General features: G+C 69.3%; 9 protein-coding genes. 5 read left to right on the top strand and 4 right to left on the bottom strand.

Going from position 1 to position 14,058, the window contains the following annotated elements:
- Positions 1-2: 2 nt before the first annotated feature.
- Together POL25_RS26590 and POL25_RS26585 are read right to left on the bottom strand one after the other, a co-directional pair.
- Positions 3-1,010 carry an ADYC domain-containing protein gene (locus POL25_RS26590; protein WP_272089005.1) on the bottom strand — a complete coding sequence of 336 codons (1,008 nt, stop codon included), beginning with the start codon at positions 1,008-1,010 and terminating at the stop codon, positions 3-5.
- A 61-nt stretch (positions 1,011-1,071) separates the two neighbouring features.
- Entirely contained in the window at positions 1,072-2,043 is a 972-nt protein-coding gene (locus POL25_RS26585; protein ID WP_272089004.1) for an ADYC domain-containing protein, read from the bottom strand.
- A gap of 227 nt (positions 2,044-2,270) precedes the next feature.
- Between POL25_RS26585 and POL25_RS26580 the strand changes: the two genes are divergently transcribed.
- On the top strand, positions 2,271-3,659 hold the full coding sequence (locus POL25_RS26580; RefSeq protein ID WP_272089003.1) for an FHA and sigma-54 interaction domain-containing protein: 1,389 nt from the start codon (positions 2,271-2,273) through the stop codon (positions 3,657-3,659).
- 37 nt (positions 3,660-3,696) lie between these two features.
- Here POL25_RS26580 and POL25_RS26575 read toward each other — a convergent pair whose 3' ends face one another.
- Positions 3,697-5,634, bottom strand: a complete 1,938-nt coding sequence (locus POL25_RS26575; RefSeq protein ID WP_272089002.1) for a M23 family metallopeptidase — start codon at positions 5,632-5,634, stop codon at positions 3,697-3,699.
- 435 nt (positions 5,635-6,069) lie between these two features.
- Here POL25_RS26575 and POL25_RS26570 point away from each other — a divergent pair, with 435 nt between their 5' ends.
- Positions 6,070-7,818, top strand: a complete 1,749-nt coding sequence (locus POL25_RS26570; RefSeq protein WP_272089001.1) for an FG-GAP repeat domain-containing protein — start codon at positions 6,070-6,072, stop codon at positions 7,816-7,818.
- Positions 7,819-7,918: 100 nt separating this feature from the next.
- Here the strand turns inward: POL25_RS26570 and POL25_RS26565 are convergent, their stop codons facing one another.
- Positions 7,919-9,010 carry an MBL fold metallo-hydrolase gene (locus POL25_RS26565; RefSeq protein WP_272089000.1) on the bottom strand — a complete coding sequence of 364 codons (1,092 nt, stop codon included), beginning with the start codon at positions 9,008-9,010 and terminating at the stop codon, positions 7,919-7,921.
- A 680-nt stretch (positions 9,011-9,690) separates the two neighbouring features.
- Here POL25_RS26565 and POL25_RS26560 point away from each other — a divergent pair.
- Genes POL25_RS26560 through POL25_RS26550 form a run of 3 tightly spaced genes read left to right on the top strand, consistent with a single transcriptional unit; the run spans position 9,691 to position 14,057 of the window.
- The gene (locus POL25_RS26560; protein ID WP_272088999.1) at positions 9,691-11,979 is read left to right on the top strand and encodes a type VI secretion system tip protein TssI/VgrG; all 2,289 of its coding nucleotides are present in this window, start codon (positions 9,691-9,693) and stop codon (positions 11,977-11,979) included.
- Positions 11,980-11,985: 6 nt separating this feature from the next.
- Complete coding sequence (locus POL25_RS26555; RefSeq protein WP_272088998.1) at positions 11,986-13,179, top strand: tetratricopeptide repeat protein; 1,194 nt, start codon at positions 11,986-11,988, stop codon at positions 13,177-13,179.
- Positions 13,176-14,057: a PAAR domain-containing protein gene (locus POL25_RS26550; protein WP_272088997.1), complete on the top strand. Its 882-nt coding sequence runs from the start codon at positions 13,176-13,178 to the stop codon at positions 14,055-14,057. Before POL25_RS26555 ends, POL25_RS26550 begins: the two co-directional genes overlap by 4 nt.
- Position 14,058 lies beyond the last annotated feature (1 nt).

Genomic DNA, 14,058 nt, shown 5'->3' with positions numbered 1-14,058 from the left:
GGCTAGGGCTGGGGGGGCGGGGGTGGGGGCGGCAGTTTCTTCCAGGTCTTCCACTCCCACGGCCCGCTGTAGTCGAATCCCGCGCAGGACGGAAAGGTGTGACCGCACTCCGCCTCGACCAGCAGCTTGGTCGTGTAGCGCGGTTCATCCAGGCACAGCGCGCCGTCCGGGCCCCACACGGCCTCGATCGGGTCCATGGGGCCGGGCGTCGCCGTGACGGACCCGACCCGATTCTCCCAGTGCAGCTCGGTACCCTGCTCCGTGAAGCTGTGACCGGTGCCGCAGTAGTCGGCGGTGATCATCTTGAGGGTCGCGTCCTGTTGCGCGCGGGTGGCCGGCCCGCTGCTGCCGGGGAAAATGCGCGACTCGCTGTAGCCGAGGGCTTTGGCCTTGTAGGCGGCCTCGCCCTTGCAGGCGAAGGTCACCCAATTGGGATCGATGAGGTCGACGCGCTTTTCCTCGCGGTCGTAGGTCTGGCTGCGGATGATAGTCAAGACCGGCTCTGATGCGGTGGCGGCGAACTCCGGGCAAACGTTGATTGCGTAGGCCGGGACGCCGCCGATCAGGCCGTCGTAAGCGATCGCGTACGCCGTCAGGGGCTGGCCGTCGTCGGTGAGCCCCTCGGCGGCGGCGTCGTATCCCGTGATTCTGGCGATCAGTGGTTGGCCATCCCGCTCCATCAAGAGCTGCCAGCCGACGAGTCCACCGCCGCTCTCGACGATGGTCTTGCCATAACGGGCGATCATCTCGTCGTTGTAGACATCGAACTCGAAGATCCGGCCCCCGACGTTCTCGCGCAGCCCGATCAGGCTCACACCGGCGAAGTTCTCCTGGCCGTCGAACGCGAGCTCCGGGATCGGCGCGTCGTCGACGTCCGGCGAGTTGAAGGTGCAGGCAGTGCAGGTGGTGCGGAACTCGAGGTCGGCGTCGTCCGGCAGGGCGGTACAAGCGACGGAGAGTCCGACGAGGGCGAGCGGGACGAAGCGGAAGCCAACATTGAACAGCGACATGGTAGTATTTCCGAGGTGACAAGGAACGGGGTGGATTGCGGCTCCGGGCGCCTGCTGCCGGCTATAGCTTCTTGAAGGTCTTCCACTCCCACGGCCCGGTGTAGTCGAAGCCCGCGCAGGACGGAATGGGGTAGCCGCACTCCGCCTCGACCAACGCCTTGGTCGTGTGGCGCGGATTGTCGAGGCACAGGGCGCCGTCCGGGCCCCATACGGCCTCGAGCGGGCCGGTCACGGTCCCCATCGGAATGGTGACGGTACCCGCCCGGTTCTCCCAGTGCAGCGCCGTATTCGGTGCCGTGAAGCTGTGGCCGGTGCCGCAGTAATCGGCGGTGATCATCTTGAGGGTCGCGTCCTGCTGCCCGCGGGTGGCCGGCGCGTTGGTGCCGGCGAATCTGCGCCCCTGGGAGTAGCCGAGGGCCTTGGCCTTGAAGGCCGCCTCGCCGACACACGCGAAGGTCACCCAGTCGGAGTCGATCAGGTCGACGCGCTTGTCCTCGCGGTCGTACGTCTGACCGCGAATGATCGTCAACACGGGCGATTCGGGGCTGCCGACGAACTCAGGGCACACGTTCCAGTGGCCCCAGGCGCCGTCGACCAGGCCATGGTAAGAGATCGCGTACGTGGGCATGGGTCGGCCGTTGTCGGACCAAGCTTCGATCTCGCCGTGCCCCGTGATGGTGGCGATCTTCTCGACACCGTCCTTCTCCAGCACGAGCTCCCAGCCGTACAGCGCAGGGCCGATGGCGACCTTGAGGTTGCCGTCGCGGGCCACCAGATCCTCCTGAGAGTCCGTGCCGACCTCGTAATCCACGGTGGTCTGGGTGTCGCGCAGGGCGATCAGCTTCACTCCGGCGGAGTTCTCTTCGCCATCGAGGGCGAGCTCCGGCATCGGGGCGTTGTCGATGTGCGGCGAGTTGAAGGTGCATGCAGTGCAGGTGGTGCGGAACTCGAGGTCGTCCTCGCTCGGCACCTCGGTGCAGCCGACAGCGGAGAGGCCGATGAGGGCGAGCGGGGCGAGGCGGAAGCCAATCATGAACAGCGACATAGTAGTTTCTCCGATGTGACAAGGAACGGGTGGATTGCTGGCTCCGGGAGCCTGTGAAACCCGGTTGAGCAACCGCCGTGCCTCGACAAATCTTCAATGATTTTAGGGGTGCCGCGCGACTTCACCACGTTTTCTCGGGCTTGCCGAGGTGCGGCCGCATGGGACACCATGCCGACCGCCCCATGGGCTCGCGCAATCCCGAAAACCCGCCGTCGATGCCGGACGAGACCGTGTCCACGGAGCGGGCTGCGCGAATCTGCGCGCCACCGCGCACGGCCCGGCTGGTCGTCGTCTACCCGCGCAGCCTGGCCGGCGCTCACCCGCTCGACGAGGCGCCGGCGGTCCTCGGGCGCCAGCCGGGCGCGCCGGGGGCGATCGTCGCGGCCCACAAGACGGTGTCGCGCCAGCACGCCAGCATCCGCTGGGACCAGGCCGCCGGCCGCCACTGCGTCGCCGACCTCGAGAGCCGCAACGGCACGTGGGTCGACGGCCAGGCGATCCAGGCGCTGCCCTTCTACCTCGAGGACCAGGCGGTGCTGCGCTTCGGCGACGTGCTGGCGGTCTACGAGCGCCGCGACGCCGATCTGCGCGACACGCCGCAGGTGTCGCACGAGGCGGTGCCCGGCGACTCGCTGGCGGTGCGGCAGCTGCGGCAGGCGATCGGTCGCGCCGGGCCCGACCGCTCGCCGGCGCTGATCCTCGGCGAGACCGGCGTCGGCAAGGAGAACATCGCCGCCGAGCTGCACCGCCTGAGCGGGCGCCAGGGCAGCCTGGTGGTGATCAACTGCGCGGCCCTCAGCCCGCAGCTGATCGAGAGCCAGCTGTTCGGGCACACCCGCGGGGCCTTCACCGGGGCGACGCAGGAGCACGGCGGCATGTTCCGCGCGGCCTCCGGCGGGACTCTGTTCCTCGACGAGCTCGGCGAGCTGCCGCTCGACCTCCAGCCCAAGCTGCTGCGGGCGGTCGAGCTCGGCGAGGTCGTCGCCGTCGGCAGCACGCAGCGCCACCGCGTCGACGTGCGCCTGATCGCGGCCACCAACCGCTCGCTGGTCGACGACATCGAGCAGGGCAAGTTCCGCCGCGACCTGTACGCCCGCCTGGCGCTGTGGGAGGTCCACGTGCCGCCGCTGCGGGCGCGCCGGGCCGACCTGATCGCGTGGATCGATCGCCTCCACCGGGCCTGGTGTGCCCCGCGCAGCCGGGTCTCGCCGGCGCCGCTCGAGTTCCCGACCGCGGTCGCCGAGGCGCTGCTGCGGCAGACCTGGCCGGACAACCTGCGCGGCCTGCAGCGCTTCCTTCACGCGTGCGGGATCGAGGGCGAGCGGCGCGAGTCCGACCCGTGGCCCGACCTGCTGTCCTTCGGGGCAGGTGCGGCGTCCGTCGCCGCCGCGATCGCGTCGACCCAGCCGGAGGCCGCGGGCGCCAGGGCGGCCCCGCGGCGGCCGCGACCGCGACCGAGCCGCGAGGCGCTGCTGGCGACGTTGATGGCCAACGATTGGAGCATCCGCGCGACGGCGAAGCACTACGAGTGCGAGCGCAAGCAGATCACGCGCTGGCTCGGGATGTACGCGATCGCGGTGCCCGAGCGGCCGGCCGAGAGCTGATTCGACGCGCAGACCAGGCCCGCGCGTCGGTGCCCGATCAGTGGAGCGACTGATCGGGGTCGTGGCACCAGGCGCCGGTCGAGGTCCAGTCGACCCCGCCGAACACGCCGCCGACGCTGTTCTCCCAGGCGGCGTAGTCGATCGAGCGCTCGCCGGTGACCCGGTCGAAGCACAGCAAATCGTCGGCGTTGTCGCCGTCGATGTCGCCGACCTTGAGGCGCTCGTACGGGCCGGTGCAGAACCCGCTCACCGCGCCGACCGAGGAAGTCCCGGGATAGCTGGCGTTCGAGGTCGGGACGTTGATGAAGGTCTTGCCGGTGTCGCTGTCGTGGCAGACCAGCTCGTCGAGCCACGAGCCGGTCAGGAAATCGCCGGCGAACAGCCGCTGGCCGCGGGCGTAGCACCACGGGCCGGTGGTCTGGTCGGTGGCGCCGAAGATCGGCGTGCCGAGGGCGATCTGGGCGTTGCTGGGGGTGGCGTCGATCTGGATCGCGCCGGTGGAGGTGTTGTGGCACAGCAGGTCGTCGCCGGCCGAGGTCGTGTCGAAGCGGCCGACGTGCAGCCGCTCGAAGTGACCGAAGCACCAACCGGTCCCGAACGAATGATTGGTGCCGGCGAACCCGTCATTCGCGCGGTCGAGCCAGCGGCGGCCGTCGGCGTGATCGTGGCACAGCAGGTCGTCCTTGGTGTCGTCGTCGAAGTTGCCGACGATGAGCTGCTGGGTGTCGCCGTTGCACCACCCGTTCACGCTGGTGAAATTGACGCCGTTGAACTCGGTGTTGCCGGAGACCGTGTTGAAGGCGCCGTAGTCGATCTGGATGATGCCCGTCTCGAGATCGTGGCACAGCAGGTCCGACCGCGTGTCGCCGTCGAAATCGCCGGTGAGCAGCCGCTGCGAATCGCCCTTGCAGAAGTTGGCCGTGCGCGACCAGTTGGTGCCGCCGAACTTGACCGGGGAGTCATCGCCGTCGGTGTAAAGGTTGCCGCTGTCGGTGTCGTGGCACAGGAGGTCGGTGCCCACGCCGCCGCCGTACTTGGCCAGCCGGTAGGTGCCCGAGTAGGTCTCCTCGCGCTTGCCGCCGAACCACATCAGGGTGTGATCGGTGGTCACTGCGTTGGGGAGGCTCATGCCCGAGGAGGCCGTCCAGGCGATCGGCGGCGACTCGCCGGGCCCGGGCGCGTGCCAGCTGTGCTCGAAGGTGATGTGAAGGTCGGTCTGGACCATGCGATCGATGCCGCCGACGGTGTTGATGGTGCCCGCGCCCATGTGCAGGTGCGCCATGGCGGCGTTGCCGATCGCGCCCGTCCGGCCGATGAACTGGCCCGCGTGCACCTGCGGCCGGCTGCCCGCCGGGATGTACGTCTCGACCAGGGAGCACTGCTTGCCGCCGTTGTCGTCGCACACCTCGCAGTCCCAGGGCTCGTTCGGCTTGTCACAAACCTGAAGGTAGCCGCCGTTGGTGCTCACATTCGGGCACAGTTCGGCGGGGATCGAGTTGGTGTCCAGGTGGGCGTAGTACAACCACTTGCCGTCGCTGGTCTTGATGGTGATGAAGTTGCCGCCGATCGCCAGTTTGTGCTGCACGTCGACGTAGGCCGCGTCGTACGGGGCAGTGCGCCAGCAGCTCATCACCTCGCCGTCGACGCCGGCGTAGACCGGCACGCCCCAGCCCAGGCTGTTGGTCTCGCCGGTCAGCCCGGGCCGCTGCCCGGTCCAGCCGCCGTCGTAGCGGTTGATGACGATGTCGTGCCACTTGTCGGCGTTCGCAAAGATCGTCGGGTAATGGTTGGGCTTGAGGTCGTCGAGGCGGAACGGGGCCAACACCTGCCAGGTCGGGTAGCTGCCCGCGGCCTGCGGCTCGACGGCGTCCTCGAGCGCGAGGTCGGCGTGGAGCCCGGCGGCGTCGGTGTCGATCTGGAGGTCGTCCTCCGCCAGCAGCTCCTGACCCTCGATCTCACAGGCGGTCGCGCCCATACCGAGGATGATTGCGAGCAGCGTGCTCCGATGAATGTGCAAAGCGCATAGACGGATCGATGAAAGCATCTGCGCTCGCCATAGCAAGCTCCGCACCCATGAAATCGCGTGGAGATTCGCGGATGGCCCCCGCTGAGCTGGCCGAAAAACGCGGGCGTAGCCCCATGGGGCCCCATGGGGCCCCCATGGGGCCGGGAGCGATGTCGCCGGCGGATTCGCGCAAGAGCGGGCCGGGCAGTATCGCGGCACACGTCGTCGCTCGGGTTCGAGCGCCGCGCGGGGGCGAAGACGAACCCATCGTGCAGCGGTTCACGCGAGGGCGACCGCTCACGGAGGGATCCGCCGGCGAGGACAGGCCACGGTTCGCGCGCGCGCTTCGTGCGAGGCCGCGAGCGCGGACCGCGAGGGGCGCGGCGTGGTGTACGATGGCCGGCGATGTCCACCCGCACGTCCGTCGTTCACGCCCTCGCCACCGGTTCGCTCGCGCTCGTCTTCACCGGCTGTGGCGACGACAGCCAGGCGACGGCGGGCGCGTCGGCGACGACGACGGTGAGCACGACGAGCCCCGGTCCGACCACGGTGACGCCGACCTCGACGGCGCCGACGGAGGGCGGTTCGGACAGCGACAGCGAGACCTCGACGGGCACGCCGGGGACGATGAGCGGGACGATGACCGGCACCACCGACACCACCGACACGTCCGCGGGCACCAGCTCGACCACCGACGTCTCGGCGACCGACGCGGTCAAGTTCGACATGGCGGTAGATCCGGACTTCGGCGCGCCGCCGTCGTCGTGCAAGGTCGTCGACGACATGGATGCGATCGGTGATTGCACCGACAAGGCCCCGCCGGATGCGTTCGAGCCCGAGGCGCAGTGGACGTTCACCGGCCCGCCGGGGTTCGAGAACTGCATCGTCATGCCGCTCGTCATCAACCTGACCGACGACAACGGCGACGGTGAGATCGATCTTTGCGACATCCCCGACGTGGTGGTCGTCGCCGGCCCGGACCAGCTCTCGGACGTGCCGCCGTCGCGGCTCTACGTGCTCGACGGCGCGACCGGGGCGGTCCACTTCTACGCGTCGGAGCTGGTGCAGTTCGGCGGCACGCCGGCGGCCGGCGACATCGACGGCGACGGCATCGCCGAGATCGTCGCCATGGAGCCGGGCGCTGGTGGGCGCCTCATCGCGTTCGAGCACGACGGCCAGGTCAAGTGGAAGAGCAACACCAACTGGGGCGGGGCGCAGTCGGGGGCGATCGCGCTGGCCGACATCGATCAGGACGGCGACGTCGAGATCATCGCCGGCGGCAAATTGTATGACCACAACGGTATCGAGGTGTGGAGCCGCGGCAACGATTCGTCGTACAACGCGTCGGCGGTGGCCGACCTCGACGGCCAGCCGGGCCTCGAGGTGCTGGTCGGCGGCGCGGCGTTCCGGGCCGACGGCAGCACGTGGTACGACACCAATCAGTTCGGGTGGATCTTCCCGCAGGTCGCCAACCTCGACGGTGACCCGCAGCCGGAGGTCCTGCTCGCGCTCGACAACAAGATCGAGCTGCGCCAGCACGACGGGACGCTGACGTGGAGCTTCACGCCCAACGGCCAGAACGACCTGAGCCGCCCGATCAACATCCACGACCTCGACGGCGACGGCCAGCCCGAGTTCGGGATCAGCGCGCCCAACTTCTACGGGGTCTACGAGACCGACCAGTCGCTGCTGTGGCAGGCGATGGTGATCGATCAGAGCGGCCAGGCCGGCGGCACGGCGTTCGACTTCATCGGCGGCGGCAAGGCCCAGGCGATCTACGCCGACGAGCACACGGTGTGGGTGTTCGACGAGATGGGCTCGCCGTTGATGGATACGCCGCACCTGTCGGGCACGATCATCGAGTATCCGGTGGTCGCCGACATCGACAACGACGGTTCGTCGGAGATCCTGGTGGTGTCGAACACGCTGCTCAACGGCGGGGTGGTGCCGTTCACGGTCCAGGCGGTGCGCGATGTCCAGGACCGGTGGGTCCAGGGGCGGCGGATCTGGAATCAGCACACCTACCACGTGACCAATGTGCGCGAGGACGGGACCATCCCGCAATTCGAGCCGCCGCACTGGGAGAAGCTCAACACTTACCGCACGCAGGCGCAGATCGCCGCGGGCGGCGAGGTGTGCATCCCGCCGCAGTGATTCGCGGGCCGAGCGTCGATACGACTCCGCCGCGAAACACTGCCTCGTCGCTTCGGCCGCGAGGGAGGATCACGCGGCGTCGTCTATCGATTTTCGCGGCTCACAGCGGGTAGACGATGAAGTCGTCGTGGACCTCGATCATCGGTTCCTGCATGGCCTCGACGGCGTCGCGCAGCTCGATCAGGTGGGCCAGGTCGAGCTCGAGCGGGTGCTCGTCGGGGTGTGAGGGCTGCATGAAATCGAAGTCCTCGCCGGGGGTGTTGGTCATTTCGATGTGAGCGCCGAGGACGCGGCAGACCTCCTTGTCGGCGAGGTGGTCGACGAGGCGGCCGACGCTGGCGACGTAGGTCGGGAAGTCCGCGATGTAGAGGCGGCCGGGGTAGAGGGTGTCGCCGGTGAAGACGACGCCGGTGGCGGGGTCGTAGACGGCGATATGGGCCTTCTCGTGGCCGGGCAGCGGGACGATGTCGAGGACGCGACCGCCGAGGTCGTACTGGACGATCTGCTCGGGCCAGCCGTCGATGCCGAAGAACTGGCGGACGGCGGCCTCGCCGATGCCGATGATCGTGGTGCCGGCGTCGCCGACGAAGCTGTTGTTGCCGGCGACGTGGTCGCCGTGGGCGTGGGTGTTGCCGACGATGAGCTCGATCGGGGCGCCGCCGTGGGCCTGGGACCAGTCGTCGACGAGGTCGTGGACGATGTCGTCGATCGGGATGTCGCCGTCGCCGGTGTCGAGCAGGAGCGCGCGCTCCGAGCCGAACAGCAGCATCATGAAGGGGCCCTCGAAGCTGGTGCACAGCGACTGGCGGAGGATCCAGGTGTCGGCGGAGTATTGATGGATCTGGACCTGCGTCTCGCTGCCGCAGTCGGTCCCGTCGATCCAGTGGGCCGGGAGCTCGCCGACGCACTCCTGCACGCCGGTGGTGGTGTCGGCGGTGGTGGAGCCGTCGGTCGTCGAGGTGGAGCTGGTCGTCGTGAGCGGCTCCGGAGCGGTGGTGCTGGTCGTCGTGAGCGGCTCCGGAGCGGTGGTGCTGGTCGAGGTGGGGGTGGTGGGGCCTTCGGTCGTGGTCGCGGCCGTGCCGGAGGTCGTGGTGGTGGCGGTGGAGCCGGTGGAGGTCCCGTCGCTGGCGGCGGGCTCCTCACCGCCGCAGGCGAGGATACAGAGCAGAGGAGTCCAGAGCTTTCGCATCATGCGAACGTACGCCAGCCTCGCCGAGGCACGCAACCGTGGACTGATTCGCGAGCGCCACGAGGGTCGCCGTGAAGTCTGCGGGGATCTCCGGATATGCGGCGAGGAGGCCTCGCCTCGCGGGTCCGGGGCGGTCCGGGGTCCGGGGTCCGGGTAGCTCTTGAGGTTGCCGAACCGCTCGGCGACGATCCGTGTCCCTGGGAGCGTGGTCTCGGTGCGGGCGATGAGGGGCTGGGCGTACGGTGCGAAATGCCATGGATTGCCCCTGCTCATCGGACGAATCGATGCAATCGTCGCAGTGACGATCAGGCCATTGCGATGGGCGATTGCAGGGAGTCGCCGTGCGACCCTCAAAGCATCGGGACTGCACGGCGGCGGCTCAGCCGCGATCCTTGTCGGGGCTGCGGCGAGGGGCACGCGGGGGCGGCGGGCGGTCTCGCTCACGACGCATCTCGCCGGCGGGGACCGCGGATCGCATGCTCGCACGCGCTCGTACAGGCATTGCGAGTCGGGCGTGCGCGCTCATGCGCTACCCAACTCTCGTTGGGGTCCTCCATGCTTTCCGCAAATCGTCGTTTCGTCGCCGCAAACTCGTTGCATTCCCGGTCCGTCCGGGCGTATCTTCTTAAAAGAGTTCGATGGGGTCGAAGGCCGAAGCATGATGCGCGGTAGGGGTATTCGCCGTGAATAGCGTGTCCAACGTCGTTTCGACGCTGCTCGGCGGTCGAGCCCCGTTCTCGTTGGTCGTCGACGGGGTCGCCGAGCTGCCGCGGGTGGTCCGGTTCAGCGGACGCGAGGCCGTCAGCGAGCTTTATGAATTCACGGTCGAGTTCGCCGGCGGTGAGCTCGATCTCGCCCAGATGATCGGCAAGGCGGCGACGCTGCAGCTCGACGGGCTGGGGCCGCCGCGCCTGATCCACGGCGAGATCGCCAGCGTCGAGTACATCGGCGATTCACGGCGCTATCAGCTCTACGAGCTGGTGCTGGTGCCGCGGGTGTGGCGGCTGCTGCACCGGCAGGGGTCGCGGATCTTCCAGAACAAGACCACGGCCGAGGTGGTCGCCGCGGTGTTCAAGGATGCCGGGCTCGGCCGCGAGGACTTTCGCTTCGAGCTCGCTGCGGCCTACGGGCCGCGTAATTACTGCGTGCAGTACCGCGAGAGCGACCTGGCGTTCGTCTGTCGGCTGCTCGAGGAGGACGGGATCCACTATTTCTTCGAGCACCGCGAGTCGCGGGCGACGATGGTGCTCACCGATCACGCGCAGGCGCACCCGCCGATCGTCGGCGAGACGGCGGTGTGGAACCACGAGAGCGGCGAGCTGCGCGACCGCGAACACGTCAGCGGGTTGCGGCTGGTCGAGCGTGTGCGGCCCGGCAAGGTGTCGCTGCGCGACTTCAACTTCCACAAGCCGACGCAGAAGACCGAGGCCGACGCGAGCGGCAAGCGGGACGTCGACCTCGAGGTCTACGACTATCCCGGCGAGTTCCAGGACCCGAGCGCCGGCGGGCCGCACCAGGGCCAGGCGTTGGCGAAGATCCGGCTCGAGGAGCTGCAGTTGATGCGGCGCCAGGCGTCGGGCGCGAGCGACTGCATGCGCCTGGTGCCGGGTCACGTGTTCGCGGTCGAGGGGCACCGGCGCGCCGATCTCAACGGCCCGCGCGTGCTCATGCAGGTGACGCACCAGGGCACGCAGACGCAGGCGCTCGACGAGGACGCGGCCGAGGGCTCGTTCCACTACGGCAACCAGTTCGTGTGCGTCGACAAGCAGGTGCCGCTGCGGCCGCCCCGGATGACGCCGCGGCCGGTCGTGCGCGGCGTGCAGTCGGCGACGGTGGTCGGTCCGGCGGGCGAGGAGATCCACGTCGACGAGCACGGCCGTGTGCTGGTCCAGTTCCACTGGGATCGCCAGGGCCAGCACGACGAGCGCTCGTCGTGCTGGGTGCGGGTGTCGCAGAGCTGGGCGGGTGCGGGCTGGGGGGCGATGTTCATCCCGCGGATCGGCCACGAGGTGCTGGTCGACTTCATCGAGGGCGACCCCGATCGGCCGATCGTCACCGGCCGCGTGTACCACGGCGAGAACGCGACCCCGTACCCGCTGCCCGACGAGAAGACCAAGAGCACCATCAAGTCCGAGAGCTCGCCCGGCGGCGGCGGCTTCAACGAGCTGCGCTTCGAGGACCGCAAGGGCTCCGAGGAGGTGTTCTTCCACGCGCAGAAGGACCTCAACGAGGTCGTGCTGAACAACAACAGCCGCGCGGTGACGGTCGATCAGACGTTCACGGTCGGCGGCAACCAGACGTTCACGATCACCGGCGACCGCAGCGTGACGGTGACGGAGGGCGACGAGTCGCTGACGGTGAGCACCGGTAAGAGCACGACGACGATCGAGCAAGACCGCAGCGTGACGGTGAAGTCCGGCGACAGCTCGCTCACCGTCGAGTCCGGGACGCACACGATGACGGTCAAGCAGGCGATCACGGGCACGTCGCAGACGGCGAACATCGGCCTGACGGCGAAGACGGGGATCAGCCTGACCGCCGAGACCGCCGACCTGACGGCGACGGCCCAGGCCGCGGTGGCGATCACGGCGAAGACCCGGACGATGAGCCTGACGGCGCTGCAGGACGTGGCACTGGCGTCGCAGACGGCCAGGCTGAGCCTGTCCGGCAAGAAGGAGGTGGCGCTGGTGTCGGCGACCTCGACGCTGACGATGGGCAGCAAGGAGAAGGCGACGCTGGCGTCGAGCGACGCTGTCAACATCCTCGCGGTCAACACCATCTCCGTGGGCAGCGAGACGGTCGACGTCCAGGGCAAGAAGATCGTGCTGACCGGCGCCGAGGAGATCACGCTGCAGGTCGGCGCGAGCGCGATCACGATCAAGGCCGACGGCGTAACGATCTCGGGGCCGAAGATCACGAGCTCGGCGATCGGGATGCACACGATCTCGGGCGCGCTGATCAAGATCAACTGAGGCCCGATGCGCACGCTCCAGCGACTCGGGCAAGACCTCGCCGGCTTCATCACCGGCCACGAGCACGGTATGTGCGTGCTGCGGGCCGAGCACGAGTTCTTGCCGTGGGTGCACGCGACGCTGCACGAGCTCGCGGCCGGGTCGGCCGACGTGTTCTTGCCGGTCCCGCACGCGTTCGTGTCGGCCGATGCCTATGCGGCGACGATCGCCGAGGTGTGCCTGGCGGTCGCCCGCTCGTGTTCGGGTGATGCTGCGCTGGCATTGCCGGCGGCGTGCTCCGATCCGTCGCGATCGGCGGTCGCGCGGGTGCGGTCGACGCTCGAGTTCACGCGCGATCGGGTCCTGCCCAAAAGGACATGTCCTCCGCGACTGGTCGTCATCCTCGTCCCGCTGACGGTCGAGGACGAGGCCGAGGCGCAGGCGTTCATGCGCGGCCTGGTCGCGGCGGAGCCGGGCTTTCCGCCGTGGTTCCATCGCCTGCGGATCTTCGTGCACGCGTTGCCGACTGCGGCGCTCGGCGAGCTGCCGCGGCTGTGTCGCGCGCTCGCGGTCGATCTTTCGCTCACGGCGCTGGCGTCGGGCGTCGCCGAGGAGGCCAGCGATCCGGAGGCGCCGCCGGAGCGGCGGGCCCAGGCGCTGCTGCAGTCGGCGGCGATCGACGCGGCGAGCGGGCGCCACGACCAGGCGATCGCCGGCTTCCGCGAGCTTTACTCGTGGGCCGAGGCGGCCGCGAACCCGGTGCTCTCGGCGCTGGCGCTGAGCGGGCTCGGTGATGTCGCGGCTGCCCGAAAGGACAGCCGAGAAGCGGTTACGTGGTACGAGCGCGCGCTGGTGCCGGCGAGCAAGACCGGGGCGGCGCTGCTGCTGCTCGCGGTCACGCAGAACCTCGCGCGGCTGTACTTCGAGCAGGGCCGCAGCGCCGACGCCGAGACCTTTTATGACGGCGCGCAGCGGCTCGCCATGGCGATCCCCGACGCGCCCAGCCACGTGCACGCATTGCAGTGGCGCGGCCGGCTGGAGGAGCTGCGCGGGGCCCACGAGGCGGCTGGGAGGAGCTATCTGGCAGCGGCGCAGGTCGCCCGCGAGCTCGCCCACGCGGGTCTGCTGGCCGAGCTGCGGCCCCGGCTGTCGAGCAGTCAGCGCCGCGTGCCGGCGGCGCTCGGGCGCGAGATCGCGGCGTTCCTGGAGGGTTCGCCATGAGCCGCGTGTCGCTCGCGGCGACGCCGAAGCAGCCGCCCGAGCCGCCGAAGAACCCGGCGCGGGTGCTGCAAGAGGGCATCGGCACGGTGATGGCGACCATCAACGCGCCGGTCGACAAGTTCAACGAGACGTTCGCGGTGGCCACGGCCGCGCTGGCGCAGGTGTGGCCCGAGTTCCCGGCGGCGACGATCGGCTCGCTCGCGGTCGGGCTGCCGCACGCCCATATCCCGCTGCCGACGCCGCTGCCGGTGATCGGCGCAGTGACTCTCGGCTGCTGCGTGTCGGTGCTGATCAACGGGTTGCCGGCCGCGCGCGCCGGCGACGTCGGAATCAATCCGACCTGCCTCGGGGCGCCGCTGCCGGGGTTCGAGATCCTCACCGGCTCGTCGAAGGTGTTCATCGGCGGGGCCCGGGCCGCGCGCATGTTCGATGTCACCATGCATTGCTGGCCCGCGCCCACGCGGATGAAGCCGGGCAAGCTGGCCACGGTCGCCGCGGCCGCCAACAAGGTGGTGCAGGTGATGCCGTACGTCGGCATGGCCGCCCAGGCCGTCGGGGTGGTCGCCGACGCGGTCGATTCGGCGAACGCCGAAGATCCGGCGGTCGCCGAGGGCTATGCGTTGTCGGCCGCGATGGGAGCGGCGCAGCTGGCGATGGACGCGGCGACGATGGCGTTCGGGATGCTGCTGGGCAAGAACCCGTGCATCGGGCCGCCGGTCGGCGCGCTGCTGTTCGGGATGCCGAACGTCCTGATCGGCGGCTTTCCGGTGCCGAGCGGGGTGGCGATGGCCCAGCGTCATCTTTCGCGGGCCGACATGCCGCCGAGCCGACGCGGCAAGAACGACGGCGATCAGCAGGGCCCCTCGACTTGTAAATGAC

The sequence above is a fragment of the Nannocystis bainbridge genome (assembly GCF_028368995.1).
In the GTDB taxonomy this organism is placed as follows: domain Bacteria; phylum Myxococcota_A; class Polyangia; order Nannocystales; family Nannocystaceae; genus Nannocystis; species Nannocystis bainbridge.
The sequence above is the reverse complement of the archived record's forward strand: the minus strand, read 5'-3'. Positions and strand labels throughout refer to the sequence as shown.

What these genes read in the sequence shown, in the direction of transcription:
- POL25_RS26590 (WP_272089005.1), bottom strand. Translation starts at nt 1,010, where the DNA reads ATGTCGCTGTTCAATGTTGGCTTCCGCTTCGTCCCGCTCGCCCTCGTC.
- POL25_RS26585 (WP_272089004.1), bottom strand. Translation starts at nt 2,043, where the DNA reads ATGATTGGCTTCCGCCTCGCCCCGCTCGCCCTCATCGGCCTCTCCGCT.
- POL25_RS26580 (WP_272089003.1), top strand. Translation starts at nt 2,271, where the DNA reads ATGCCGGACGAGACCGTGTCCACGGAGCGGGCTGCGCGAATCTGCGCG.
- POL25_RS26575 (WP_272089002.1), bottom strand. Translation starts at nt 5,634, where the DNA reads ATGGGCGCGACCGCCTGTGAGATCGAGGGTCAGGAGCTGCTGGCGGAG.
- POL25_RS26570 (WP_272089001.1), top strand. Translation starts at nt 6,070, where the DNA reads ATGTCCACCCGCACGTCCGTCGTTCACGCCCTCGCCACCGGTTCGCTC.
- POL25_RS26565 (WP_272089000.1), bottom strand. Translation starts at nt 9,010, where the DNA reads ATGATGCGAAAGCTCTGGACTCCTCTGCTCTGTATCCTCGCCTGCGGC.
- POL25_RS26555 (WP_272088998.1), top strand. Translation starts at nt 11,986, where the DNA reads ATGCGCACGCTCCAGCGACTCGGGCAAGACCTCGCCGGCTTCATCACC.
- POL25_RS26550 (WP_272088997.1), top strand. Translation starts at nt 13,176, where the DNA reads ATGAGCCGCGTGTCGCTCGCGGCGACGCCGAAGCAGCCGCCCGAGCCG.